Origin of the sequence: Dickeya lacustris, assembly GCF_029635795.1 — a bacterium.
Taxonomy (GTDB): Bacteria; Pseudomonadota; Gammaproteobacteria; order Enterobacterales; family Enterobacteriaceae; genus Dickeya; species Dickeya lacustris.
Map to the genome: position 1 here is coordinate 87,140 of NZ_CP114280.1, position 26,948 is coordinate 114,087.

22 protein-coding genes are annotated in these 26,948 nt (G+C 53.4%); 12 read left to right on the forward strand and 10 right to left on the reverse strand.

The features are described from left to right. Positions 1 to 306 precede the first annotated feature (306 nt). The 4 genes from fruB (at position 307) to O1Q98_RS00415 (ending at position 5,094) form a co-directional block, all read left to right on the forward strand. Positions 307 to 1,446: a fused PTS fructose transporter subunit IIA/HPr protein gene (gene fruB / locus O1Q98_RS00400; RefSeq protein WP_125259744.1), complete on the forward strand. Its 1,140-nt coding sequence runs from the start codon at positions 307 to 309 to the stop codon at positions 1,444 to 1,446. Then, positions 1,443 to 2,381 carry a 1-phosphofructokinase gene (fruK, locus tag O1Q98_RS00405; protein WP_035342391.1) on the forward strand — a complete coding sequence of 313 codons (939 nt, stop codon included), beginning with the start codon at positions 1,443 to 1,445 and terminating at the stop codon, positions 2,379 to 2,381. Before fruB ends, fruK begins: the two co-directional genes overlap by 4 nt. A 19-nt stretch (positions 2,382 to 2,400) precedes the next feature. Continuing rightward, positions 2,401 to 4,101: a PTS fructose transporter subunit IIBC gene (gene fruA / locus O1Q98_RS00410; RefSeq protein WP_125259743.1), complete on the forward strand. Its 1,701-nt coding sequence runs from the start codon at positions 2,401 to 2,403 to the stop codon at positions 4,099 to 4,101. 282 nt (positions 4,102 to 4,383) lie between these two features. Continuing rightward, positions 4,384 to 5,094 (forward strand): hypothetical protein, encoded by a 711-nt coding sequence (locus tag O1Q98_RS00415; protein ID WP_125259742.1) that lies wholly within the window; start codon positions 4,384 to 4,386, stop codon positions 5,092 to 5,094. A 17-nt stretch (positions 5,095 to 5,111) separates the two neighbouring features. On the opposite strand, the gene nfo is transcribed toward O1Q98_RS00415, so the two are convergent. Beyond that, complete coding sequence (gene nfo, locus O1Q98_RS00420) at positions 5,112 to 5,954, reverse strand: deoxyribonuclease IV (protein WP_125259741.1); 843 nt, start codon at positions 5,952 to 5,954, stop codon at positions 5,112 to 5,114. A gap of 218 nt (positions 5,955 to 6,172) precedes the next feature. Next, on the reverse strand, positions 6,173 to 7,255 hold the full coding sequence (locus tag O1Q98_RS00425) for a YeiH family protein (protein ID WP_205744265.1): 1,083 nt from the start codon (positions 7,253 to 7,255) through the stop codon (positions 6,173 to 6,175). Positions 7,256 to 7,369: 114 nt separating this feature from the next. On the opposite strand from O1Q98_RS00425, the gene yieE reads away from it, so the two are divergent. Then, the gene (gene yieE / locus O1Q98_RS00430; protein ID WP_125259739.1) at positions 7,370 to 8,257 is read left to right on the forward strand and encodes a DNA-binding transcriptional regulator YeiE; all 888 of its coding nucleotides are present in this window, start codon (positions 7,370 to 7,372) and stop codon (positions 8,255 to 8,257) included. Positions 8,258 to 8,466: 209 nt separating this feature from the next. Then, positions 8,467 to 9,939 carry an amino acid permease gene (locus tag O1Q98_RS00435; RefSeq protein ID WP_125259738.1) on the forward strand — a complete coding sequence of 491 codons (1,473 nt, stop codon included), beginning with the start codon at positions 8,467 to 8,469 and terminating at the stop codon, positions 9,937 to 9,939. Positions 9,940 to 10,081: 142 nt separating this feature from the next. Here O1Q98_RS00435 and O1Q98_RS00440 read toward each other — a convergent pair whose 3' ends face one another. From O1Q98_RS00440 to O1Q98_RS00450, 3 genes are all read right to left on the reverse strand, one after another. Next, positions 10,082 to 11,269 carry a sugar transporter gene (locus O1Q98_RS00440; protein ID WP_125259737.1) on the reverse strand — a complete coding sequence of 396 codons (1,188 nt, stop codon included), beginning with the start codon at positions 11,267 to 11,269 and terminating at the stop codon, positions 10,082 to 10,084. Positions 11,270 to 11,526: 257 nt separating this feature from the next. Further along, the gene (locus O1Q98_RS00445) at positions 11,527 to 12,450 is read right to left on the reverse strand and encodes an ABC transporter permease (RefSeq protein ID WP_240632766.1); all 924 of its coding nucleotides are present in this window, start codon (positions 12,448 to 12,450) and stop codon (positions 11,527 to 11,529) included. An 83-nt stretch (positions 12,451 to 12,533) separates the two neighbouring features. Then, complete coding sequence (locus O1Q98_RS00450) at positions 12,534 to 14,045, reverse strand: sugar ABC transporter ATP-binding protein (protein WP_125259736.1); 1,512 nt, start codon at positions 14,043 to 14,045, stop codon at positions 12,534 to 12,536. Positions 14,046 to 14,320: 275 nt separating this feature from the next. On the opposite strand from O1Q98_RS00450, the gene O1Q98_RS00455 reads away from it, so the two are divergent. Next, the gene (locus tag O1Q98_RS00455; protein WP_125259770.1) at positions 14,321 to 15,412 is read left to right on the forward strand and encodes an oxidoreductase; all 1,092 of its coding nucleotides are present in this window, start codon (positions 14,321 to 14,323) and stop codon (positions 15,410 to 15,412) included. A gap of 201 nt (positions 15,413 to 15,613) precedes the next feature. Here O1Q98_RS00455 and O1Q98_RS00460 read toward each other — a convergent pair whose 3' ends face one another. The 4 genes from O1Q98_RS00460 to O1Q98_RS00475 form a co-directional block, all read right to left on the reverse strand. Next, positions 15,614 to 15,826 carry a KTSC domain-containing protein gene (locus O1Q98_RS00460; protein ID WP_125259735.1) on the reverse strand — a complete coding sequence of 71 codons (213 nt, stop codon included), beginning with the start codon at positions 15,824 to 15,826 and terminating at the stop codon, positions 15,614 to 15,616. Positions 15,827 to 16,176: 350 nt separating this feature from the next. Then, positions 16,177 to 17,022, reverse strand: coding sequence for an S-formylglutathione hydrolase (gene fghA / locus O1Q98_RS00465; protein ID WP_125259734.1), 846 nt, complete (start codon positions 17,020 to 17,022; stop codon positions 16,177 to 16,179). Positions 17,023 to 17,039: 17 nt separating this feature from the next. Continuing rightward, entirely contained in the window at positions 17,040 to 18,164 is a 1,125-nt protein-coding gene (locus O1Q98_RS00470; RefSeq protein WP_125259733.1) for an S-(hydroxymethyl)glutathione dehydrogenase/class III alcohol dehydrogenase, read from the reverse strand. 141 nt (positions 18,165 to 18,305) lie between these two features. After that, the gene (locus O1Q98_RS00475) at positions 18,306 to 19,169 is read right to left on the reverse strand and encodes a LysR substrate-binding domain-containing protein (protein ID WP_125259732.1); all 864 of its coding nucleotides are present in this window, start codon (positions 19,167 to 19,169) and stop codon (positions 18,306 to 18,308) included. A gap of 60 nt (positions 19,170 to 19,229) precedes the next feature. Between O1Q98_RS00475 and O1Q98_RS00480 the strand changes: the two genes are divergently transcribed. The 5 genes from O1Q98_RS00480 (at position 19,230) to yeiB (ending at position 26,207) form a co-directional block, all read left to right on the forward strand. Then, positions 19,230 to 19,391, forward strand: a complete 162-nt coding sequence (locus O1Q98_RS00480; protein ID WP_278142546.1) for a hypothetical protein — start codon at positions 19,230 to 19,232, stop codon at positions 19,389 to 19,391. A 688-nt stretch (positions 19,392 to 20,079) separates the two neighbouring features. Then, on the forward strand, positions 20,080 to 21,753 hold the full coding sequence (locus O1Q98_RS00485) for a methyl-accepting chemotaxis protein (protein WP_125259731.1): 1,674 nt from the start codon (positions 20,080 to 20,082) through the stop codon (positions 21,751 to 21,753). Positions 21,754 to 22,236: 483 nt separating this feature from the next. Then, positions 22,237 to 23,925 carry a methyl-accepting chemotaxis protein gene (locus tag O1Q98_RS00490; RefSeq protein WP_125259730.1) on the forward strand — a complete coding sequence of 563 codons (1,689 nt, stop codon included), beginning with the start codon at positions 22,237 to 22,239 and terminating at the stop codon, positions 23,923 to 23,925. A 257-nt stretch (positions 23,926 to 24,182) separates the two neighbouring features. Beyond that, complete coding sequence (folE, locus tag O1Q98_RS00495) at positions 24,183 to 24,854, forward strand: GTP cyclohydrolase I FolE (protein WP_125259729.1); 672 nt, start codon at positions 24,183 to 24,185, stop codon at positions 24,852 to 24,854. 216 nt (positions 24,855 to 25,070) lie between these two features. Beyond that, positions 25,071 to 26,207 (forward strand): DUF418 domain-containing protein YeiB, encoded by a 1,137-nt coding sequence (gene yeiB / locus O1Q98_RS00500; protein WP_125259727.1) that lies wholly within the window; start codon positions 25,071 to 25,073, stop codon positions 26,205 to 26,207. On the opposite strand, the gene sanA is transcribed toward yeiB, so the two are convergent. Then, the gene (gene sanA, locus O1Q98_RS00505) at positions 26,204 to 26,935 is read right to left on the reverse strand and encodes an outer membrane permeability protein SanA (protein WP_125259769.1); all 732 of its coding nucleotides are present in this window, start codon (positions 26,933 to 26,935) and stop codon (positions 26,204 to 26,206) included. The two genes, yeiB and sanA, sit on opposite strands and share 4 nt — an antisense overlap. Between the last annotated feature and the right edge of the window lie 13 nt (positions 26,936 to 26,948).

Consider the following 26,948-nt stretch of genomic DNA (forward strand, 5'->3'; position numbering starts at 1 on the left):
GGAGGAAACTGAGCGCGCTATCTTACGCTGATGCTGTCGAAACAACAGGGTGTTTCGGTTTTTTTTCGTCAGCAAGCGTTCAGCAATTAAGGCTGAACCCCAGGAAATGGGCGCGGCAAACGATGAAAATGTGCGTGACCTCTAATATCTGTAATTTTATCGACGTGCGGTGCTTGCATCGTCATAGCGAAAAACGCAGAATTTTTGAAACGTTTCAGCGAGGTTTTGCTGAAGCCCCTGAAAAGAGTCAGCGAATTGTTTCTCGTAAAAGCTGAAACGATTCAAGTTCAGCAGGAGAGGAGAGTTATGTTCCAGTTGTCACAGCACGACATTCATTTAGGCGCTACCGCCAGCAGTAAAGAAGAGGCGATTCGTCAGGTAGCGGCAGCGCTGGCGAAAGCCGGTTGCGTAAGCGAGGGGTATGTTGACGGTATGCTTCAGCGCGAGCAGCAAACCTCGACGTACCTTGGCAGCGGCATTGCTATTCCGCATGGCACGACAGATACCCGTGGCCTGGTGCAGAAAACCGGTGTGCAGGTATTTCAATTTCCGCAAGGTATCGCCTGGGGCGAAGATCAGACTGCCTACGTGGTATTAGGCATTGCCGCCCGTTCAGATGAACATTTGGCGTTGTTGCGTCAACTGACGCACGTACTGAGTGATGATCGCGTTGCCGCGCGTCTTGCCAGCACCACCTCTGCTGACGAATTACGTGGTTTGCTGATGGGGGAACAACTCTCCGGCGCGCTGCGCTTTGATACGTCGTTGCTGAATCTCAATGTGGCGACCGATAATCTGGTGACGTTACAGGCGCTGAACGCCGGTCGTCTACAGCAGATTGGCGCGGTAGATGCGGATTTTGTCAGCCATGCGGTGGCTAACAAGCCGCTGCATTTGGGACAGGGCATTTGGTTGAGCGACAGTGTCAAAGGCAACCTGTCGAGCGCACTGGCCGTTAGCCGTCCGGCACAGTCTTTCCTCGTTGACAATAACCCTGTGGCATTGTTGCTGACGGCGTCAGCTGCAGATGAACAAGTGTTTGGCCCGCTGGATGCGTTGAGCGCGCTGTTGATTGCCGGTAAAGCAGAGCGTCTGTTATCCGCTGATGAGGAGACGTTGCTGGCATTGCTGAGTGGCGAAGAAGAAGAGCCGCAAGAAAGCGAAGCCTTGGTGGGCGAGTTTACCGTTCGCAATGAGCACGGCCTGCATGCCCGTCCGGGTGCCATGCTGGTCAACGTTGTAAAACAGTTCTCCAGTGAAATCACGGTGGCAAACCTTGATGGCACCGGTAAACCGGCCAATGGCCGCAGCCTGATGAAGGTGGTGGCGCTTGGGGTGAAAAGTGGTCATCGCCTGCGTTTTACCGCGAAAGGGGATGATGCTGAAGCGGCGTTGGCCGCTATTGGTGAGGCTATCCAGTCGGGTCTTGGGGAGGGCGCAGCATGAGCAGACGCGTTGCCACCATTACCCTGAATCCTGCTTATGATCTGGTAGGGTACTGCCCGGAAATTGAACGGGGCGAGGTTAACCTGGTGCAGACCACGGGCCTGCATGCCGCAGGTAAGGGCATCAATGTTGCCAAAGTGCTCAAAGATCTCGGGATTGATGTCACGGTCGGTGGCTTCCTTGGTAAAGACAATCAGGATGGCTTTCAGCAACTGTTCAGCGAGTTAGGGATCGCCAACCGTTTTCAGGTGGTGCCGGGGCGTACTCGCATCAACGTTAAGTTGACTGAGCAAAGCGGCGATGTGACCGACCTTAACTTCTCCGGCTTTGAGGTGACGCAGCAGGACTGGCATCGCTTCGTCAATGATTCTTTAAGCTGGCTTGGGCAATTTGACATGGTGGCGGTCAGTGGCAGTTTGCCAAGCGGCGTTGACCCTGATGCGTTTACCGATTGGATGTCGCGCCTGCGCAGCCAGTGTCCTTGCATTATTTTTGACAGTAGCCGTGAAGCGTTGGTGGCTGGGTTGAAAGCCTCACCCTGGTTGGTTAAACCCAATCGCCGTGAGCTGGAAATCTGGGCAGGGCGCAAGTTGCCGACGCTGGAAGATGTGGTAGATGCAGCCCATGCGCTGCGTGAACAGGGTATTGCCCATGTCGTGATTTCGCTGGGTGCGGAAGGTGCGTTATGGGTCAATGCATCCGGTGCCTGGCGGGCGTTACCACCAGCATGTGACGTGGTGAGCACGGTCGGTGCGGGTGACTCCATGGTAGGGGGATTGATCTATGGCTTGTTGATGCGTGAGTCCAGTGAACACACGTTGCGTTTGGCCACTGCGGTGGCGGCGTTAGCCGTTAGCCAGAGCAACGTTGGCATTAGCGATCGTCCGCAGCTGGCTGCGATGATGGCGCGTGTCTCTCTCCAACCCTTTAACTGATGACAGCAGGAGATAAACAATGAAAACGCTGCTGATACTTGATAAATCACTGGGTCTGGCCAAAAGCCGTCTGGTGAAAAATGCACTCGGTGCTGCGGCTACTCACGCAGGCGTTACCCTCACTGAGCAACTGGCTGACGCTGAACTGGCTATCGTGCTGGGTGCGTCGGTGCAGGCAGATAGCGCGCTCAATGGCAAGAAAGTGTTTGCGGGTGATATTGAACTGGCACTCACTCAACCCGCCGACTTTTTTGCTAACGCGCTGGCGAGCGCTCAGGTTTATCAGGCTCCGGTTGCTACTCAGGCGGCTGGCGCATCGTCAGGTGCGGCGAAACGGATTGTCGCAGTGACCGCATGCCCGACCGGTGTGGCTCACACCTTCATGGCAGCAGAAGCTATCGAGAGTGAAGCCAAAAAACGCGGCTGGTGGGTAAAAGTTGAAACCCGTGGTTCCGTTGGTGCCGGTAATCCTATCAGTGCCGAAGAGGTCACCCAGGCTGATTTGGTGATTGTGGCGGCAGATATTGAAGTGGATCTCAGCAAGTTTGCCGGTAAAAAGATGTACCGTACCTCAACCGGACTGGCGCTGAAGAAAACGGCACAAGAGTTTGATAAGGCCGTGTCTGAGGCAACGGTTTATCAACCGGCGGCACAGAGTGGCAATACAAGCGCTGCGGGCGATTCTTCGTCGCAGAAAGGCGGTGCCGGGCCTTATCGTCACCTGCTGACCGGCGTGTCTTACATGCTGCCGATGGTGGTGGCCGGTGGTTTGTGTATCGCGCTGTCATTTGTGTTTGGTATTACGGCGTTTAAAGAAGAGGGCACACTGGCGGCCGCGCTGATGAAGATCGGCGGTGGGTCGGCCTTTGCGCTGATGGTGCCGGTGTTGGCCGGTTATATCGCGTTCTCGATTGCGGATCGTCCGGGCCTGACGCCGGGTTTAGTGGGCGGTATGCTGGCGGTGAGCACCGGGGCCGGTTTCCTTGGCGGTATCATCGCTGGTTTTCTGGCCGGTTATCTGGCGCGCGCCATCAGTAATCATGTCAGCTTGCCGCAGAGCATGTCGGCGTTGAAGCCTATCTTGATTATTCCGCTGTTCGCCACACTGATTACCGGCCTCATCATGATTTACATCGTGGGTACGCCTGTCGCGAAAATCCTGACCGGATTAACCAACTGGCTGCAATCGATGGGCACCGCCAATGCCGTGATTCTGGGGGCGATTCTGGGCGGTATGATGTGTACCGATATGGGTGGCCCGGTGAACAAAGTGGCCTACGTGTTTGGTACTACGCTGCTCAGTAGCCAGGTGTATGCACCGATGGCTGCGGTTATGGCGGCAGGTATGGTGCCACCGCTGGCCATGGGTCTGGCTACGTTTATCGCGGCGAAAAAATTCACCGCCGGTGAGCGTGAAGGGGGTAAAGCGGCGGTTGTGCTGGGACTGTGCTTTATTTCTGAAGGCGCCATCCCTTATGCCGCGCGTGATCCAATGCGTGTGTTGCCGTGCTGTATTCTGGGCGGTGCACTGACCGGCGCCATGTCGATGGCAGTGGGTGCTAAACTGATGGCACCGCACGGTGGTCTGTTCGTGCTGTTGATTCCAGGTGCGATTACGCCTGTCGTCGGTTATCTGCTCTCTATCATTGCCGGAACCGTTGTCGCTGGCGTGCTGTATGCCGTGCTGAAACGCCCGGAAGAGCAAGCGGCTAAAGCCTGATTGATAATTCACCGGCTATCTCGCCTGTTATGGGGTGGCTGACAATAAGCGATGGGTTATCGGTAACGCCGGTCTAATGACCGGCGTTTTTTTATGCGTCTGATACCGTCAGCGGCTATGATAGCGGCAGTTGTGTTGTTGTTCGTTACGTTGCTTTAGTTACGTGACTTTAGTTGTGTTACGTCACGCGCACATGGGATAAGAAACGCTGTTATACAACGATGCTGTTATACAACGATGCTTTGAGACAACGACGCTTTGAGACAACAAAAGGAGCCTGTCATGCCGCGACATCATGCCAGCCGTGGAATATTGGTGCTGGAATCCCCCTGGGAACTGGATGATCATGATGCTAACCGTTCTTCCGTGCTGCCTTTTATCGAGGGGGTCGCCAAGGTCGCCGGGGATACCGAAGTCTATCACGCCAACTTTTATGACAAGACCAGCTTCCACACCGCATTACACTGTTTGTGTAAAATTCCGTTTAACAACATCATTGTTTATGTTGCTGCGCACGGGCAGGGCAAGAAACTCGGCGGCACACATTTGCGCGATGTGTTCCTGCCGGTTGGTGAATTGTCGCACCGTTTTTCTATTACCGGTTTGTTGTTAGGGGCCTGTTTTGTCGGCGCAAACACCGATTTGATGGAGATGTTCACGCGTGGTAATCAGTTGCGCTGGTGCGCCGGTTATGCGGCGCAAACGGAATGGCTGACGGCGACGCTGATTGATTGCGCTATTATCAACCAGATGCTGTCGCTCAAGAAACGCGCCTTTGGCAGCCGTGACAGCCTGATAGACAATCTGGCGCTGGCGATTTCCGCATTTCACGGCAAGTACGCGATTGGCTGTGACAGCAAAGGTGAGCCGATGTCACTGAGAGAGGCTTTCCAGTGCGTGATCCAACCGAGCGGGCAGGGACATCAGCCGCGCACGGTGTCTGATGTCCTGTTTCAGCGAGCCGCAGAGCTGCGACGCCAGGAGTGGGCGTAATGGCCGTGTGTGGTGACTTAACCCTGCTGTGACTTCAGCCAGGCGATTTCTTCTGGCCAGATTTCCGGTTTGACGGTTTCAAGAATCAACGGGATGCCATCAAAATGCGGGTCGTGCATGATGTAGCTGAACACGGTTTTCCCGATGTTTCCTTCGCCGAGGCTGTGATGGCGGTCAACACGGCTATTGAATTCGCTTTTGGCGTCATTTAAATGCATGGCGCGCAGGTAGCGCCAGCCGACAATACGATCGAACTCGGCAAAGGTGCGCTGGCAATCATTGAGCGTGCGCAGATCGTAACCTGCGGCAAAGGCATGACAGGTGTCGATACAGACGCCCACACGGCTTTTATCGTCAACCTGGTCGATAATTTCAGCCAGATGCTCAAAACGAAAGCCGAGATTACTGCCTTGGCCTGCGGTATTTTCAAGCACGGCGGTCACGCTGTCGGTGGCCTCTAATGCCAGATTGATGGAGTCAGCAATGCGGCGCAGGCAGGTCTGTTCATCGATTTGGCGTAAGTGACTGCCGGGATGAAAATTCAGTAATGTCAGCCCTAATTGCTGACAACGCTGCATTTCATCAATAAACGCCTCGCGGGATTTTTGTAACGCCTCTTCCTGCGGATGGCCGAGGTTAATTAAGTAACTGTCATGGGGCAATATTTGCGCCGGACTAAACTGATAGCGGGCGCAGGCGTCCTGAAAACGCGCGATGACCTCGGCACTCAGCGCCGGGGCCTGCCACTGGCGCTGATTTTTAGTAAATAGCGCCAATGCGCTCGCGCCGATTTCATGGGCGCGAACCACCGCCTGATCAACGCCACCCGAGGCGCTGACGTGGGCTCCAACATATTTCATGGGTTTCTCCTTGTCATACCCATGCATTATGTCATACCTGCGCTGAGGGATTGCATTGCTGTGTTGCCGTAATGTTTGCCGTGTTGCGGTAATGATTGCGCTGTTTCCGCAATGTTAATGCGCGACAAGGTTAATGCACGACAAGGTTAATGTGCGATGGCTCGTTGCCGGGCATTTGTCTGGCAGCTGTGATAACGCAGGGCGTCATCTGTACTCGTCTAGCCCAGCAGGTGTTGGACAGCAAGGTTAATTAACGCGCCGCCGCCGACCAACCACAGGAATAGCAGCCCTGCCAGCAGCAGTGGTTTGATACCTGCCTGACGCAGCATACTGATACGGGTTGCGATACCAAGGGCTATCATCGCCATGGTGAGCAATATGTTGTCCAGCTCAATAATCTTTTCAACAACGGGTGTCGGTAGCCAATGCAGCGAATTGACACCGGACATCATCACAAAACCCAGGGCAAACCAGGGAAACGCCGTATTCGCGTGGCTGTCGTCGTGCGCTAACGGGGTTGTGTGACGTTGCTTTAGCCATCCGCCCAACAGAAATAAAAAAGGTGCCAGCATCATGACGCGCAGCATTTTGCCAATCACCGCCATGCTTTCCGTTTCCGGGCTGATAGCATGGCCTGCGGCGACGACCTGCGCGACTTCGTGAATCGATGACCCCAGATAAAGCCCGAAAGTCTGCGCGGTAATAGTCTGGCCGCTATACTCAATCAGATACGGATACATCCACGGATATAAAAACATCGCAACAGTGCCAAAGAGGACGACGGTGGCGATAGCGACGGCAATCTGGTCGGCCTGGCTTTTTAATACCGGCGCGGTGGCGAGGACGGCTGCCGCACCGCAAATACTACTGCCCGCGCCAATTAACATGGTGGTCTGCCTGTCAAGCTTAAACCAGCGTTGTCCCAGCCAGCAGGCCAGTAAGAATGTGGAGCTCAACATCAGCAAATCAATGACCAAACCTGCCACGCCGACGGAGGTAATTTGCTGAATACTGAGTCGAAACCCGTAAAGAATAATGCCCCAGCGCAGTAAATAGTGTTTTGACCATTGCACGCCTGCGTCGCAGTAACGGTGCAGGTGTGGATAGAGCGAATTGCCAAGCGCCATGCCCAGTAAAATCGCCAGCGTCAGCGAACCTAACCGCAGGCTGGCGATGGCTGGATGCGCCGCCAGCAGTAACGTCAGGCATGCCAGTAACCCGGTAAGCAGGATGCCGCCGAGCGTAGGCAGGTTTAGCGTTGGTAGCGAAAAACGTCGAAGTCTGGTGGTAAACACGATCATCATAATCCCCGTGTGAAGTCATAACAGGTGTGGGCACAGCCTATGATCAACGTGTTTAAAATAGAAATTGATTATATATTTATAACCTATAGATATTTACGGTAAGAGCCCTCTATGCATATTACGTTACGTCAACTGGAAGTCTTTGCCGAAGTTCTTAAGAGCGGCTCCACCACACAGGCCTCGGTGGTGCTGTCGTTATCTCAGTCAGCGGTGAGCGCGGCGCTGTCTGATCTGGAAAATCAACTGGGCGTGCAGCTGTTTGACCGGGTTGGCAAGCGGCTGGTTGTCAATGAACATGGTCGGCTGCTGTACCCTAAAGCGCTGGCGTTGCTGGAACAATCCGCAGAGATTGAACAACTGTTTCGCCGCGATAATGGCGCCTTGCGTATTTATACCAGTAGCACTATCGGTAATTATTTGATGCCTGAGATGATAGCCCGCTATCGGCAGGATTTTCCCGCCATTCCGCTAGAGCTGTACGTTGGCAACACGCTGGATGTGGTGAATGCGGTGTCTGAGTTTCGCGTTGATCTGGGCCTGATAGAAGGGCCTTGTCATCATCCAGAGTTGATAACTCTGCCTTGGCTGGAAGATGAGCTAGTGGTGTTTTGCGCGCCGGGAAACCCGTTGCTCAAGAGCCGCATTTCGGTGCAGACACTGGCTGAAGCCCCCTGGATTTTACGTGAGCATGGCTCGGGTACCCGTGAAGTGCTGGATCATCTGTTGTTAGCGCGCCTGCCGCATTTTCAGTTAGTGATGGAGCTGGGGAATTCAGAGGCGATTAAGCATGCGGTGCGCCACGGCATGGGGATCAGTTGCCTGTCACGGCATGTGATAGCGGAACAGCTGGCGGCGGGGACGTTGGTGGAATTGCCCGTGCCGTTTACCCCTCTCTCTCGGCCACTATATCTGGTACACCATCGTCAAAAGCATCTCTCCGGTGTTTTGCAATGCTTTCTGGGCTATTGTCAGGCTGGACATAGCGCCGCGCTTTCCTGAGCTGGCCGGGTCAGCGTACCAATAACATGATGGCAACATGTTGCGCGGGAAATGCGCAGGAAATGTACGGGAAAGCAGCGATGGGGCAGAGGTATTACTTATGATACCCGGTGAGTTATGAAGCTCTCTTATAATCTGCGCAGTACGCTATTCAGCCGCCGATGGATTGCCTACAATCCGCCCTCAAATTTTTAAGGGCATGGATAGTAATGGCTCAACATGATATGCGTCCCGCTGATACGCGGGAACCGACACTGCGCCGTGAATTAAAAGCACGGCATCTGACAATGATAGCGATCGGCGGCTCTATCGGCACCGGCCTGTTTGTCGCCTCTGGTGCAACGGTCTCCCAGGCCGGCCCGGGCGGTGCGATGTTGTCATATGCGCTGATTGGCCTGATGGTGTATTTCCTGATGACCAGTCTGGGTGAGCTGGCGGCGTTTATGCCAGTATCCGGCTCGTTTGCGACCTATGGCGCACGGTATGTCGAGGAGGGGTTTGGCTTCGCGCTCGGCTGGAATTACTGGTACAACTGGGCGGTCACTATCGCCGTGGATCTGGTGGCGGCACAGTTGGTCATGGGATATTGGTTCCCGGATGTGCCGGGCTGGATATGGAGCGCCCTGTTCCTGTCGCTGATGTTTTTACTCAACTATATTTCGGTAAAAGGCTTTGGTGAGGCAGAGTATTGGTTCTCTCTCATCAAGGTCACGACCGTAATTTTGTTTATTGCAATTGGCGTTCTGATGATTGCCGGCATTCTGCGCGGCGGCGAGCATGCGGGTTGGCATAACTGGCAAATTGGCGATGCGCCGTTTGCGGGCGGCTTCTCGGCCATGATTGGGGTGGCAATGATTGTCGGCTTCTCGTTTCAGGGCACCGAGCTTATCGGGGTGGCGGCGGGCGAGTCTAAAGATCCGCAAACCACCATTCCACGTGCGGTGCGTCAGGTGTTCTGGCGTATTCTGCTGTTCTATATATTCGCGATTTTGATTATCAGTCTGCTGATTCCTTATACCGACCCGAACCTGTTGCGTAATGAAGTCAAAGATATCAGCGTCAGCCCATTTACGCTGGTATTCCAGAATGCCGGGTTACTTTCTGCGGCGGCATTGATGAATGCGGTTATCCTGACGGCGGTGCTGTCAGCCGGGAACTCCGGCATGTATGCCTCAACGCGTATGCTGTTTACGCTGGCACAGGAGGGCAAAGCGCCGGCCTGGTTTGGCAAACTCTCCAAAGGGGGCGTGCCGCGTAATGCGCTTTATGCCACTACCGTGGTGGCCGGGTTGTGCTTTTTGACCTCAATGTTTGGCAACCAAACCGTATACATGTGGCTGCTGAATACGTCCGGCATGACCGGCTTCATCGCCTGGCTTGGCATTGCGATTAGCCACTATCGTTTCCGTCGTGGCTATGTTTTACATGGTCATGATTTGAACGCGCTACCGTACCGTTCCGGCTTTTTCCCGCTGGGGCCGATATTTGCTTTTGTGTTATGTCTTATCATCACCCTTGGGCAGAACTATCAGGCTTTTCTGGCAGATAAAATAGACTGGTACGCGGTGACGGCGACGTATATTGGTATTCCGCTATTTTTGGTTATCTGGTTTGGCTATCGTCTGGTAAGGGGCTCGCGTGTTGTGCGCTACGAGCAGATGACATTCCCTGAACACAAATAACTGCTTCAACGCCTAAGAAAAAGCCAGCGCAATGCCGCTGGCTTTTTTGCCTATAGAAAACCCCCAGTTAGGCTGGGGGTTCCGTTATCTCATTTATCTCAGCCGTGGCGTGTTAGACACACGAATGTTAGACACGTGAATGTTAGATACGTGAATGTACCAGACGTGCGCTGCGATAAACGGTGAGCATCATGGCCAGCAGAGCCAACAGCACCAATGGCGCGCCGACATAACCGATATTCGCCATGCCTAAGTGCAAGCTGATCTGGCTGCCCATCAGCGCGCCCGCGCCAATACCGAGATTAAACAGGCCGGAGAAAATCGACATGGCGATATCACTGGCATCAGGAGCCAGTGACAGCACTTTGGCTTGCATCGCGAGCCCAAATGCCATCATGGCGAGGCCCCATACCAGGCACAATAGCGTTAAGCCAAACGGATAGGCCGCAAGCGGCATCAGCAGCGTCAGGCACAGAAACAGCAACAGCAGTGCGATGAGCAGAAAGCCGACAGGGAAACGCTCGCTATAACGGCTATAGAGCATGCTACCGGCAATACCGGCACAGCCAAATAGCAGCAGAATAAGAGTGGTAAAGTTTTCCGGTAGCCTGGCGACGGTTTGAATAAACGGTTCAATATAGCTGTAGGCGGTAAAATGGGCGCTGACCACCACAACCGTAAGCAGATAAGCGCCAACCAGCGCCGGGCGGCGAAATAATTTCGGCACACTGGCGAGCGAGCCGGAGTGCTCACTGGGTAAGCGCGGTAACAGCCGGGCAAGTAACACCAGGGCGACGGTTGCGCCTGCGGCAATCGTCAAAAAGGTAATACGCCAGCCCAGATATTGGCCGATTATGCGGCCTAACGGTAAACCCAGCACCATCGCCAGTGACGATCCGGTGGCAATTAATCCCAGCGCTTGCGCCCGTTTGCCGGGAGGCGCAAGGCGAATGGCCAGTGATGCCGTGATAGACCAGAACACAGAATGGGCCAGCGCGACGCCGGCCCGCGAGAGCACCAGCACACTAAAATTCCAGGCCACGGCAGAGAGCAAATGGCTGGCGATGAACAGGCAAAATAAGCCGATTAACAGTTTGCGCCGCTCAATTGCGCTGGTTAGCAACATGCAAATCAGCGACGCCACCGCCACTATCCAGGCATAAATGGTGATCATCAGCCCGACATCTTCGGTTTTCATGGTAAACGTGGCGGCGATGTCACTAAGCAGGCCAACCGGGATAAACTCGGTCGTGTTAAAAATAAACGCGGCGACGGCCAGCGTTACCACGCGCAACCAGGCCGTTGTACGTGAGGGAGAAGCGGAAGTCATGGTCAGATTCCAGTCAGATATGACAAATAACGAACGCCTTATTGTAGACAATGGCGAGTCATAATGCGATTCGGATCACATTTGCAGCGCGGTTTTTTTGTGCGCGGGTGGATGATGTTTACCCGGTATGTGTGATGGCAATACCCGCGTGGCGAGGTTATCACAGCGGCCTCTGTTTGTTTCGCCACAGGCCGCACACCTATGATGACACGCGTGACTATTATGTGCGCGTATTACATGGGGGTTGTCAGCGCGGACTAGCCGCGCTTGTGGAAATAGGTCATCGCCAGTGCTAATGCCAATACCATTCCTTTGATGATATCCATGGCGTAGTAGGGCACAGAGAGCATGACCAGCCCATTTTGCAGTACGCCAAGGATAACCGCGCCGACCAGTGTGCCAAGGGCATTGGGTTTACCGGAACCGGCAAGTGAAAAGCCGATGTAAGCAGCGGCGACGGCGTCCATCAGATAGCCGCTGCCAGCATTGACTTGTGACGAGCCGATACGGGAGGCCAGTAAAATCCCGCCAAGCCCTGCCAACAGTGACGAGAGCAGATAAGCCAGTACCCGATAACGCGCCGTACGAATACCCGCAAGCCTTGCCGCCTCCGGGTTGCCGCCGATGGCGTACATCCGTCTGCCGTGTTGGGTCAGCGACATACCGAGCTGCACAACGAGTGTGACAACCAGCATAATCACCACAATAACCGGCACCTGGCCGAGGGTGGCGAACACCTCGGGAATCACGCCTTCAGCCATCTCACCACTGGGTAGTAACATATTTTGGGTGATAGAGCCGCCGTAACTGTAAGTCATGGCGACACCCTGAATCACAAACAAGCTGGCGAGGGTGGCGAGCATATCGGGAATACGTAATACAACAATCAGAAAGGCGTTGAACAACCCGACAAGCAAACAGAGTAACAGCGTCAGGGAGATGGCGCCGAACGGCCCCATACCGTGCCAGACAAACAGGGAAATCACCAGTGCGTTTGCCAGCGATGCCGTCGAGCCGACCGACAAATCAAATCCGCCCACGGACAACGACAGCGAAACCGCGATAGCGATGACGGTGACAATCGCGATTGAACGTAAAATGTTAATGATGTTATTCGGGTCGAGAAAATTGTCTGACGCCAGCCCGAACAGCGCTATCAGCGCCACCACGGTAATAAGCATGCCCCACTTGTAGAACAACTCAAACAGACGATGGTGAAAAGGGATTGCCCGATTAGCGGGGCGGTCGGATACACGTGGCTGACTCACGAGGGCGTTCCTCCGGTTGAGTAAAGTAATAAGGTTTCTTCATCGGCGCGGGCACCATCGAGTTCGGCCACGATGCGCCCATCCCACAACACACAGATGCGATCGCACAGCCCGACCAGCTCGGAAAATTCACCGGAGGCATAAATAATGCCTTTACCCTGGCGCGCCAGCGTATCTATCAACGTGAATAAATCCTGTTTGGCTTTGATATCAACCCCTTTGGTGGGTTCGTCAAGAATCAAGACCTCGGTGTCGTTTCGCAGCCATTTACCAATCGCCACTTTTTGCTGATTACCGCCAGACAAACGCCGCACGTGTTGCTGCGGCCCGCTGACGCGAATCGCCAGACGCGCAATAAGCTGCTTTGCCCATGCCAACGCCTGGACGTGGCGAAAGACACCGTAGCGGGAGAAACTGTCGCTGGCGCTGATGCTGAGGTTCATGGTGACGGATTCGTCAATAAAAACCCCTTCTTTGCGGCGCTCCTCTGGCACCAGCGCGATGCCTTGTTGTACCGAATAGGCGGGTGAGCGGGGTTGCCAGGGCGCGCCCTGATAGCGTCCATCGCGTATTCGACTGCGCGTGGCGCCAAACAGGGCTTTGCATAGCTCGGTTTTTCCTGCGCCCGCTAAACCGGCAATCCCGAGAATTTCCCCTTTGTGCAGCGTCAGCGAAATATTATGCAGCAGGGTGTCATCGTGTAATCCCTCAACCTGCAACAAAGGAGAAGCCTGATGTTGAGGGCGGCGCGGTGGAAAAATATCATCCAGACGATGGCCCAGCATGCGCTCCACAATATCTTCGCCGCTGAGGTCGTGCATCGCTCCACAACTGACAAATTGACCGTCCCGCAGCACGGTTAATGTGTCGCAAATGGCGTTGAGTTCGTGAATGCGGTGAGAGATAAACACAATACCGATACCGTCTTGTTGCAGGCGGCGTACCACGGCAAACAGCCGCTCGCTTTCTTCCTGGTCGAGCGGTGCGGTGGGTTCGTCGAGGATCAAAAAGCGGCAGCGATGTGAGAGTGCCCGCGCCAACAGGATTTGTTGTTTTTCCGCCAGAGTGCACCGTTCCAGTCGCTGTTGCACATTGATGCTGACACCCAATTGCTCTAGCAGTGATGCGGCTTGCTGGTACAGCGCGGCCCAGTTCACCCAATGACCACGCTCGGCCAGTTGGTCAAGCAGGATATTTTCCGCCACGGTCAGCGTTGGCACCAACGCCGCATCGACTTCCTGCTGAACCAGATAAATGCCCTGACGTTTGGCGTCGCGCGGTGAACGTACCGTAATCGGCTGACCATCCAGCAGAATATCACCGTGATAATCGCTATGGCAGCCGGACAGAATGGCCATCAAGGTGGATTTGCCTGCGCCATTCGCCCCGGTGAGCGCATGAATAGACCCGCCTTCCAGTGTGAAGTTGACCTGTCTGAGTGCGGGGAAGCCGCCAAAAGAGATGGAAATATTGCGCATTTCCAGACGCGAACGCGAATTTATCGACATAATGAACAGCAACTGGCTCTTAACAGTGAGAATGACTGGGATACCCGCTTGAAAAATATCACATTGAGCACAGAATGGAATGCCATGGCCACGCGGTGGGCGGCCTGATAAAGAAACGAAAAAGCATAACTTAAGCCAAAAAGTTATTAAAGCCGTGAAAAGTGGCACCTGATAATGTTTTTATCGTACAGGTGTCTGATTTCCCACTGCCTGGCGAGATGAAATCTTATTTAACAGGGTGTAACACGAACATGAGCACGACCATGCGTACAACCATGAGCACCACCGATATTCGCGTCCAGGTGGGGCCTGCGAATTATTATGCGCACCCGGGTGCGATAGACCGGCTGCATGACCACTACTCTTCTGAGGCGCTGGCGAAGGCATTCTGGATTCATGGCGAGCGGGCGCTGGCGGCGGCACAGCCTTATTTGCCGCAGGCGTTCTCTGCGCCAACGGCGCGTCATGCTTGTTTTTCCGCCCATTGTAGCGACAGTGAAGTCGCGCGCCTGGTGGCACAGGCTGGCCGCGATCGCACGGTGGTCATCGGTGTGGGTGGAGGGGCGGTGCTGGATACCGCTAAGGTTGTGGCACGTCGCCTTGGCGTACCGCTGGTTGCGATAGCGACTATCGCGGCAACCTGCGCCGCCTGGACGCCGCTGTCAGTATGGTATAACGACCACGGTCAGGCATTACGCTTTGAGATGTTTGATGATGCCAATCATTTAGTGTTGGTTGAGCCGCGCATAATACTGGCCGCGCCGCCAGCGTACCTGCTGGCAGGCATTGGCGATACGTTAGCGAAGTGGTATGAGGCGGTGGTACTCAGCCCACAGCCACACACTTTGCCGTTAACGGTGCGCCTTGGGCTACAGACGGCGCGTGATATTCGTGATGTGCTGTTAGAGCAGAGTGCCGCAGCACTTGAGGCCATGCGCAGCGGCGCGCTGAATCAAGACTTTCTTGATGTGGTGGACGCGATTATTGCCGGGGGCGGTATGGTTGGGGGGCTCGGTGAACGTTACACCCGCGTAGCAGCGGCACATGCAGTACATAATGGCCTGACGGTATTGCCGCAAACGGCGGCATTTTTGCATGGCACCAAAGTGGCTTACGGTATTTTGGTGCAATCAGCGTTGTTAGTCGATGTGTCTACGTTGCGTCAGCTAAAAACGGCATTCAAACCCTTGGGGTTGCCGGTCTCACTGGCCGAACTGAACGTGGATATTCATGATGAGGCGGCGCTACTGGCTGTGGCGACTCGCACGCTACAGGCGGGCGAATCAATACATTATTTGCCGGGGGAGATAGGGGTAGCGCAGCTACTGGCCGCGTTACGGTTGGTTGAGCAGGTGGCAGGCGAGTAGGGCGTTACCGGTACACACTCTTTTCGTCTTCTTCGCGTTCTTTGTTTTCTTTGTCTTCTGCGTCGGCAGTGCTGTCGGCACTGTTGCGCATGTCGCCACCCGCCTCTCGGTCTGGCGTGAGCATAATAAAACGGCGGGCCGGTTAGTTATACCGCTCCGCCGTTTTGCGTTGCAACTCTTACAATTCTTGCAACCCTGGCGCTATTGCACCTTGTCATAGGGGAAGGAGTTTCTGATGTAACGTGCGTAATAGCGCGCTTTGGCATTAGAAGCCATCAGTTCCTCATAGATCATCCGTGCCACGTTTTTATATCGATACAGGCTACCGTTAAGTAACTCCACCTCAAGAGTGCTGTTTTGCGCATCATAACCGACGGAAAACAGCTCTGTGGAGGATACACGCTTGCGTTGCAAAACAAAGAGCTCCCTATTGATGGCTGCGATGTAACGATAATGTTACTTGCAGTCTATTTTTCGGTCAATGCTGTCGCCCTAACGAGAATGCGACGCGAGGTGAACGGAAAATGGCGGTTATTTCCTGCTCATACCTCATAAAACATATCGGCAGGCCACGTGATTGTTACAGTCTGATTTCGCGCATCGTGCGGCGACGATGGGGATCATCGCCGCATTTTGTGATGAAGATTGCATTTTTTGGCAGAGAGGCCCCTGCCAAAATAACCCAGACAAGAAGAGAAACCGCAGCATCATCCTGTATGCATATACTCACCTGATGGGATATGCACGGTGATGCCGCCGTCTGCTCAGAGGGCGCGTAAGTGCCCGGCGTGAAAGCGCAGATGATCGTCAATAAACGAAGCGATAAAGTAGTAACTGTGGTCGTAACCCGGCTGAAAGCGTAGGGTAAACGGCCATTGCCGTGCATTGGCGATGCTGGCCAATTGCTCGGGTTGCAACTGCTCGGGCAAGAAACTATCGCTCTCGCCCTGATCGATCAGGATGGGAAGCGGCGTCTCACTGCTTGCCAGCAGATGGCAACTGTCGTACTGCCGCCATTGTTGTTCATCGTCGCCCAAATAGGCGCGCAAGGCTTTGCGCCCCCAGGGGACTTGCGTTGGGTTCACAATCGGGGCAAAAGCCGACACGGAACAAAAACGCCCGGGGTGGCGCAGCGCCAGCATCAATGCGCCATGCCCTCCCATTGAGTGGCCGCTGATGGCAAGGCGATCGCTGGCGCTGACGTGCTGGCGAACGAGTGCCGGCAACTCCTCACTCAGGTAATCAAACATGCGATAGTGTTGCTGCCAGGGGGACTGGGTGGCGTTGAGATAAAACCCCGCGCCTTGACCTAAATCGTAGTGCGAGTCATCAGGCACACCCTCACCGCGCGGGCTGGTATCCGGCATAACCAGTACCAACCCCAGCTCGGCTGCGGTGCGTTGGGCACCGGCCTTGAGGGTAAAATTTTCATCGGTACAGGTTAGGCCTGAAAGCCAATATACCACCGGGGGTACGGTGTGCTGTTTTACCGGGGGGTAAAAGACACTGAAGGTCATGTCACAGTGCAGACTCTCGGCATAGTGGCGATAGCGCCGTTGCCAGCCGCCGAACAGACAGTGCTCTTCCAGCAATTCCAGAGGCGTTGTCATGGTATGAACGTTCCTCGTTATCTGTTGAAATGCACAACCGAGCGAATGGACTTCCCTTCGTGCATGAGCTCGAAGGCTTCGTTGATGTTTTCAAGCGGCAGGGTGTGGGTAATGAAATCATTCAACTGGAATTCGCCGTCCAGATACCGTTGTACAATCCCCGGTAATTGCGAACGGCCTTTCACGCCGCCGAAGGCAGAGCCGCGCCAGACACGTCCTGTGACTAACTGGAATGGGCGGGTCGCAATTTCTTCCCCTGCGCCTGCGACGCCAATAATGACGGATTCACCCCATCCTTTATGGCAGCATTCCAGCGCGGCGCGCATCACGTTGACATTACCGATACACTCAAATGAAAAATCCACCCCGCCGTCGGTTAATTCAACAATCACTTCCTGAATCGGTTTGTCATAGTCTTTCGGGTTAATCAGGTCAGTTGCGCCTAGCTTGCGGGCCAGATCAAATTTGCTGGTATTGAGATCAATACCAATGATGCGGCCTGCACCGGCCATTTTGGCACCGATAATCGCTGACAAGCCAATGCCGCCCAGTCCAAAAATAGCGACGGTATCACCTGGCTGTACCTTGGCCGTATTCACCACCGCGCCCATGCCGGTCGTCACGCCACAACCGAGCAGACATACCTCTTCAAGCGGCGCGTCTTTACTGATTTTTGCCAGTGAAATCTCAGCAACCACCGTATGCTCCGCGAATGTTGACGTTCCCATGTAATGGAAAATCGGTTTGCCGTCTTTAAAGAAGCGCGTGGTGCCATCCGGCATCAGACCTTTGCCCTGGGTTGATCGAATCGCCTGACAGAGATTGGTTTTGCCCGAACGACAGAATTTACATTCACCGCACTCGGGGGTGTAAAGCGGGATAACATGGTCGCCGACGGCAACGCTGGTGACGCCCTCACCAACCGCTTCGACAATTCCTGCCCCTTCGTGGCCCAGAATTGCTGGAAAAACCCCTTCCGGGTCTTTGCCGGATAAGGTGTAAGCATCGGTATGGCAAACACCGCTGGCAATAATACGTACCAGCACCTCACCTTTTTGTGGCGGCATCAACTCCACTTCTTCGATTGATAGCGGCTGGTTTGGTCCCCAGGCGACGGCAGCTCGGGTTTTAATCATTGACATGGTGAAACTCCTTTAATGGCGTTGTTTTTAATAGCATTGTTTTTAATGGTGTTGTTTTGTTTGAATCGTTATCAGGGATATTGGCGGTGAATGCTGGCCAGAACCGGCATAAACAGCCGTTACGCAGATGGCATGACACATTTATGCTCCGCGCTCAATCATTAGTTTTTTTAACGCTTCGACATTAGGGCCGAACGCATCTCGCCGCCAGATGAGAGCGGTCGTGAGCGAGGCGATATCTGGCGGCAGCGTATGTTGTTGCAGATGTTGACCGGCGGGAAACGCCGCTAATACATCCTGCGGCACCAGTGTGACGCCTGCACCGCTTGCCACGGCAGCCAGTAATGCGCCGTATGACGGCATGGTTATACACGCAGAGGGAGTAACGCCTTGCGCCCGCATCCACCCCTCCAGCCGCTGGTGGTAGCCGCATCCAGCCGGCAATGAGAGTAATGGCAGGTGGTGAATGTGCTGCGCCTGAGAGATAGGGGCTACTCCTGTCGCGGTGACTAACACCAATTGCTGCGAGAAGGTCTGGCAGCTATGAATGGCATCATGAGTGACCGGCCCGGTGATGAGTGCAGCCGCCAGCTCGCCTGCGGCAACGGCTTGCAGCAGCGGACGGCAGCTCTCACTGCGTAGCGACACCTGAACCTGCGGATAACGATGATGAAAGGCAGACAGCAAGGGCGGTAGCGCGGTAAGCAGCAGGCTTTCTATCGCCCCCAAGGTAAAGACACCGGCCGGTTCGCTGGTTTGCGCCATCATCAGCGCCTCATCGCTAAGGGCCAGAATGCGTTGGGCATAGCATAAAAAATTGTGGCCGGCAGGGGAGAGGCGCAGGCGTTGGCGTTCACGAATAAACAGATCAACCCGTAACTCCTGCTCTAACTGGCGCAGGCGAGTGGTGAGGTTTGACGGTACACGACCGAGCTGGGCTGCGGCGCGAACCAGCGAGCCGGTTTCTGCCACCAGGCAAAACATGCGCAGTTGAGTGAGATCCATTTGTTCTCTTTTCGTGAATAGCTTTTATGAAGTTGATTAATTATATTGAGTGTAGCGGGAGTGAGCGTCATTGACAACCATACAGTCGGCGAGCGTGATGAATACGGTCTTGGCCAGGCTATCCAGATGGCGCGCCACACCGCGAATTCGCTGATGAAATATCCATCAAGCGGCGGTGCGGTATATTTATTTATAATTTGTGGTGATAATTACATGTTGTAATTTTTCATATTCAATAATATTGATATTTTCAATTATTGACAGAATGGTATAGGGCTATTTGTGATAAAGCCGATTCTTTACACCAGCCATTTGTTTTTAAACACAGTTTCTTATTTGTTTAACTTGACAGTCTCTGGCATCAGAGTGCAAGAATGACAACGGATTTTCCCGTCATCGACGTTGTTAACATCGTGCTGACCCTCTCTTTTTTTCCTGGCTTTTTGACATGGACAATCGCCAGCGGAGTGTAGAGTGAGCCTGATGTTGCCGATGTTGTTATTAGGATTATCCTGGTTGTGGCCCTGGCCGTTTAACGAAAAAAAGGCCGATATTCTGAATAAGAATGTGCTCTGTGTGTGATCGCCACATCACTACGCAGTTATCTCGTTAAGGCTTGCTTAATTTTCATCAGATAATCTCCCGTATTAAGGTGCTGCGTGTTTCAACCGGTATTCCAGGCCGCTTCAATGGTGACGGAGTGGCAAATGGGACGGTGTGTTAGACAGATAAAAACACAGCACAGCGAGTACCCAAGAATAGTTTGATTAAGGTTGAACTGTTCCTGTCACGATGCGAGGAGGGTGAATGGCAGTAAAGGCTGATTCTGTCCTGAGCGCGGAATTAACCTGACGCAGGTGACTATGACTACATATGTGCATTATGCACGATTCATTACTCGGAGCCTGTTATGCAATTTTTAAAAAATATTACCGTCAGGAAAATGCTGTTAATCATTTTGACACTGTTTACCGTCATCTGGGGGGTGGCTTCAATTTTCACACTACGCTCTTTGAACGGTATGGGGGATTTGCTCAATGATAATTTATCGCAAAAGAAAAGTTACTCCATCCTGGTAAAAGGTAATGATCAATATTTTCGCTCTGTCACCCGTATGTTAAGAGCCGTTGACTACTTACAGAGCGGTGATACGGAGAATGCGCAGAAAACGCTGAGTTCCGCCGCTTTAGCGTTAAAGAATAGCGAAGACGCGCTGGCGCAATTTAAAACCAGCGAACACATCGGTGTGGATAAAGAAGTCGTGCAACAAATGGCTGAGGTGTGGGGGCGATTGTTGCAAACGGGCATAACACCGATGATGGCGGCGATTAATAACAATCGTATGGAGGATTTTCGCCAGCTTTTCCGTAAACAGTACCCACCTTTGAGCGTAGAGTTTGGCAATATCGCGGAGAAATACTCTTCTGCTATCCAGTCAGACGATACCATTATTCAACTTGGGCAGAGTATTGCTGTTAACAAGAGCATCTTGATTGCTGCGTTGTTAGCCGGAATTATCGTGCTGTTCTTGAGCGATCGCTACCTCATCAATTATCTGGTGAAACCTATCGGCCAGATTAAACAGCACTTAGCGCTGTTAACCAGCGGCAAGTTATCCGTAGAGATTGAAGAGTTCGGTCGTAACTGCCCAGGGCAATTAATCCCCTATATCAAAGATATGCAAAAAAGTTTGCGTGATACCGTGCTGACAATCTATAGCAGTACATCGGTGATCCATACGGGGACGAGTGAAATCCGCCAAGGGAATGATGAACTGTCACGCCGTACCGATCAGCAGGCGGCGGCATTGCAGCAAACGGCGGCCAGCATGGAAGAGTTGACCTCGACGGTGAAAAACAATGCTGACAATGTGCGTCAGGCTCGGCAGATTTCCGAAGAAGCCCAGCAGATGGCGCGTCAGGGTGGCGAAGTGACGGAAAATGTTGTCGGGACGATGCAAAGCATTGCCGAGAGTTCTCGTAAGATTGCCGATATTACCAGTGTGATTAACGGTATCGCATTCCAGACCAATATTCTGGCGCTGAATGCGGCGGTGGAAGCGGCGCGTGCCGGTGAACAGGGGCGTGGGTTTGCGGTGGTGGCCGGTGAGGTACGTAATCTTGCCCAACGCAGTGCGCAGGCTGCCAAAGAGATAGAAACGCTGATCAATGAGTCGGTCGGTCGGGTGAGCACCGGTTCGGACCTGGTACAAGAAGCGGGTCGTGCAATGGGCGGCATTATTACCTCGGTGTCCCGTGTACATGACCTGATGGGGGAAATTTCAGCGGCTTCTGATGAACAAAGCCGTGGTATTTCCCAGATTGGTCAAGCGGTTACTGAAATGGATGGCGTGACCCAGCAAAACGCCGCATTGGTGCAGGAAGCCAGCGCTGCTGCCGCTTCACTGGAAGAGCAGACGCAGAATCTGGCAGCCGCCGTTTCGGTGTTTGATTTAGGTGGGCACCAGCCGATGATTGATTCGCCGCGTGCGGCAGCAACGCCTGCGCTGAAACGCCCGGTGTTGGGTGTGCCAAGGTCTTCCTCGCAGGGCGCGTCTTCGCAAGGTGACTGGGAAACCTTTTAAACCCGCGCCCGTTGCTACGCATTCGCACAAGGGCAACAGGGTGAGCAGTCAGTGGTTTAACGCTTAGTATTGTTCTGGATGCACCGCTTATGCGGTGCATTTTTATTTCAACCCCTCTATTTTTCATCATTTTTTTACAATCCCGGCTTATCACCCGGTTTTTTTTATATCCCAGCCTATAATTGCAAATGATCGGCAACGCGAGGTGAACAATATTCGATGCCGTTCAACAAGATAATCATTCGTATTCTTTTCTGTAATGGTAAAGGTTGAGTAATAGCACCCGGTGTTCAGGGATGTTTTGTTCCGTCGGCATAAGAGCAGCCCGCTCTTACGCTTACGCTGACGATGACCCTGCCGGGCGTGCGGGTGATTCAGGCATTCGCCATCGCCGCCAAATGAACAATCACCGAATAAAACTGTGAACAGTGGTTTGTATTTTTATGAATCCTGGAAATCTGTTAATAACGATCGGGAGTGATTATGACCTTTCTAAGAAATATCAGTATAAGAGTGATGATGTTGCTTATTATGGGATTATTCGTGGTGTTATGGGGAGGGGTGTCAGGGTTCAGCCTTTATTCTTTGAAACAAGTAACGTACTTGTTACATGATAATTCTGTGCAAGGAAAAACATATAGCTACCTGACGTATGGTAATGATCAGTATTTTCGTTCCGTGACGCGCATGGCGCGGGTTATGGACTACTTACAGTTTAATGATAGCGAAAATGCCAAAAAGACGCTGGATATGGCATTAACGGCAATAACCAACACCAAAGGCGCGCTTGAAAAATTTAAATCGGCGCAGCATGTGGGGGTGGATAAGAAGATTACGACCGATATGGTAGCCAGTTGGTCTGAACTGTTGACGACGGCCATTGATCCGATGTACGCCGCATTGCAAAAAAATGATCTGGATGGTTTTCGTAATGTTTTTCGCAAGGTCTATCCGCCAGCCAGTTGGGCGTTTGGTGATGCTGCACAAAAATATACGGCGGTCGTTACCAATTCCGATTTTATTGAAACGGTTAATCAGCATAACAGCTGGACGCAGAATGTGTTGATGATGGCGTTAGTAATAAGCATCGTCATTTTCCTTATCAGCGAACGTTATCTGACCCGTTATATGGTGAACCCGGTTTCGTCGATTCAAAAACACCTTGGCAAACTGATTGCAGGCCGACTGGACAGCCAGTTAGCCGAGTTTGGGCGAAACTGTGCCGGGCGTATTATCCCAGATATTAACCATCTGCAACGTAGTTTGAGAGAGACCGTCTCGTTGATTCGCGATACGGCAGAGACTATCTATCAGGGCGCGACCGAGATTCGTCAGGGGAATAATGATTTGTCTGGCCGCACTGAGCAGCAGGCGTCGGCATTGCAGGAAACAGCCGCCAGCATGGAGCAACTGAGCTCTACCGTGCAGCACAACGCAGAAAACGTACATCAGGCAACGTTACTGGCGCAGGAAGCCTCTCAGGCCGCTACAGAGGGAGGTAAAATTACCAGCAATGTGGTAGCAACCATGGATAGTATTACTGCCAGCTCACGCAAGATTGCCGATATTACCTCTGTGATTAACGGTATTGCATTTCAGACCAATATATTAGCCTTGAACGCGGCGGTAGAGGCTGCGCGAGCCGGTGAGCAAGGACGCGGCTTTGCGGTGGTAGCAGGTGAGGTGCGCAGTCTGGCGCAGCGAAGCGCGCAGGCTGCCAAAGAGATAGAGGGGCTGATTGCGGAGTCAGTGTCACGCGTAGATATCGGCTCATCGCAAGTCAAACAGGCGGGTGATGCGATGCAATCTATCATTAGCTCTGTTGCCCATGTCAGCGATCTCATCGGTGAGATTGCCTCGGCCTCGGATGAGCAGAGCCGAGGTATTGCACAAATCGGCCAGGCGGTGAATGAAATGGACGGCGTGACCCAGCAGAATGCAACCTTGGTTGAACAGGCGCTGGCAGCGATTTCTTCGCTGGAAGAGCAGGCACGCCAACTGACGCAGGCGGTGGAGGTTTTCCACCTTGGCGATGAACATGGGCAGCGTTCTTCTGGCGGGAAACCGGGCACGACAATGGCGTTAAAACGCCCGACGCTGCGTAATGACGCTACCGCAGCGTTGCCTGCGGCGAGAAAAGCCACATCACAGGAGAACTGGGAGAAATTCTGACCGCTATACGCCTTATTGTGTACACGCCACCAGCAGCTGGCGTGTACGCTCATCGTTGCTTGCGGCAGGGGAGGATGACTATTGGTGCCAACGCAGTCGGCCAGGGCAAGCCGCAGGCTTTTCACCGGCCACGGCATACAATTCACCGACCACGGCATACAATCACTGGATAATCAGCAGCCACTCCTTTACAGTTGTGCCGGTGCAAGCCGTCTGGCTGCACCGCATAGAGTGACACCTGCTGGAGAATAACATACATGTCGGCTGTATTAAGCAAAGAGGCGGCGCTGGTTCATGAGGCGCTACTGGCTCGGGGGCTGGAAACCCCATTGCGCGGTGAAATGCTGGATAGTGAGACCCGAAAGCGCCTGATTGCAGAGCATATGACGGAGATCATGAACCTGCTCAATCTGGATCTTGACGATGATAGCCTGGCGGAAACACCGAGCCGCATTGCCAAAATGTATGTAGAAGAGATCTTCTCGGGTCTGGATTATGCCAATTTCCCCAAAATCACCATCATTGAAAACAAAATGAAGGTGGACGAAATGGTGACGGTGCGAGACATCACGTTGACCAGCACGTGTGAACACCATTTTGTGACAATCGATGGTAAAGCCACCGTTGCCTATATTCCGAAAGAGGGTGTGATTGGGTTGTCAAAAATCAATCGCATCGTACAATTCTTCTCGCAACGCCCACAGGTACAAGAGCGATTGACGCAGCAAATCCTGGTGGCGTTGCAAACACTGCTGGGCACTAACAATGTAGCAGTGTCGATTGATGCGGTGCATTATTGTGTGAAGGCGCGTGGCATCCGTGATGCAACCAGCGCGACCACCACAACCTCGCTGGGTGGGTTATTTAAATCCAGTCAAAATACCCGGCAGGAATTTCTGCGTGCGGTGCGTCATCATCCACACGGATGAATTATGGAGATGACCAACCACAGGTTGGTCTGTTTCTGGCGGTGGTGCCGCCGCCAGAATGTCGTGACATAGGGATGTGGTGTCGCGCACTGTGAACACTGTCTCTGCTGCCACTGCTGATTGCTTATGTCACCTTTACCGTCATCACCGTCATCACCGTCATCACCGTCATCACCGTCATCACCGTCATCACCGTCATCACCCTCGCGTATTCCCATGCTCGATTTTGTCCGTGGTCTTGCCATGCTCGGCATTCTGCTGATGAATATCGTGTCTTTTGGTTTGCCGCGCGCGGCCTATTTAAATCCTGCATGGCAGGGCATACCGTCCCGGGCCGATGCCTGGAGCTGGGCGCTGACCGATATAGTTGCGCAGGGTAAGTTTTTAACGCTATTCGCTTTATTGTTTGGCGCGGGTTTACACCTTTTGTTAAAACGCGGCACCCGCTGGATTCATGCCCGATTATTCTGGCTTATGCTGTTTGGCTTACTGCATAGCATTTTTCTCTGGGAAGGCGACATTCTGCTGGATTATGGTCTGACCGGGCTGGTGAGCTATGGCCTGCTGCGCTATGCGCACAGTACTCGTATGTTGCTACGTACCGGTATCGTTCTGTACCTGATAGGTCTGGTGATGTTAGGGGCGTTAAGCCAAATACTTAGTCCAGACGGCGGCCATTTTTGGCAGCCCGATTCAGCCGATGTCATGTATGAAACCTGGTGGGTGACTCAAGGCGGGCCTGAGGCGTGGCTGAATCGCGTTTCGCTATTAAATGAAAGTTTATTATCGCTCGGTATTCAGTATGGCTGGCTGCTGTGCGGCGCGATGCTCATCGGGGCGGCGTTGATGCGTAGCGGCTGGCTGCGCGGGCAGTTTAGCCTGTCCCATTATCGGTTGGTGGCCTGGGTACTTCTGGTACCGGCTTTGCTGATTAATGGTATCGGCGTCGTTTTCCAATGGCAGTTGCAGTGGGATTACCGCTGGAGTGCTTTGTTGTTGCAAATCCCTCGTGATCTCGGTGCGCTTTTGCAAGCGATAGCTTATCTGGCGTTGTGCTACGGGTATTGGTCAACGCTTGTTGCGTGGCGCGTGACGGGCTGGATAGCCTCCGTTGGCCGTATGGCGTTAAGCAGCTATTTGTTGCAAACGCTGGTGTGTACCACGTTATTTAATCGGCTCGGGCTGTTTATGCATCTGGAACGCTGGCAGCTACTGGCCGTGGTGCCGCTGGTTTGGGGATGTAATCTGGTATGTGCTGCAATATGGCTGCGGTATTTCCAACAGGGGCCGCTTGAGTGGTTGTGGCACCGATTAACCTCTTATATCGCAGGCCCGTCGCCATCACTACATTAATTGGGGCGTGGTTTGGCGGAGGGAACTGCGATGTCGTTGATGAACTCAGGAGGAACGGCTGGATAGCTTGGCTCATCATCGGAGATTTTATACTCGGTCGGGATTTGGACTTGCGGCCCAAGAAAACGCGGCTCGCGTTTTAAAATGTACAGATCAAACAGCGTAGCCAGCCGTGCGGCAAATTCCCGCAGGCGTACTGACCAAATATCCTTTGGCGATGGAACGGCAAAGCACTGTGCCTGAATGCCTTTGTGCAGTGCGATAAACAGCGCGCGCTCACAGTGAAAACGCTGCGTAATGATAGTGAAATCATTGGTATCAAACACCTTGCGGGTGCGAACGATGGAATCGAGCGTGCGAAAACCGGCGTAGTCCAGCACGATACTGGCGGGGGGCACCCCTGCTGCTATCAAATCGCGGCGCATCGTCATCGGCTCATTGTAGCTTTGCTGGGCATTGTCGCCGCTTAACAGCAAGTAGCTGACCTTACCGCTGTTATAGGCATTCAACGCGCCCTGGATACGAAACAGATAATATTGGTTTATCACGCCGGTACGATAATACTTGGCGGTGCCCAACACGACACCCACCTGACGGGGCGGTAAATCCTGTACCTCTTCATAAATGTAGGGGGCAGTACGCCAACTGATGCAGCGATCAAGCAGAAAAGCACTACAGGCTACCACCAGTAGGGTGGTGAAAAAACCGAATGTCAGGCGCTTCCACATGCTGCTGCCTTCG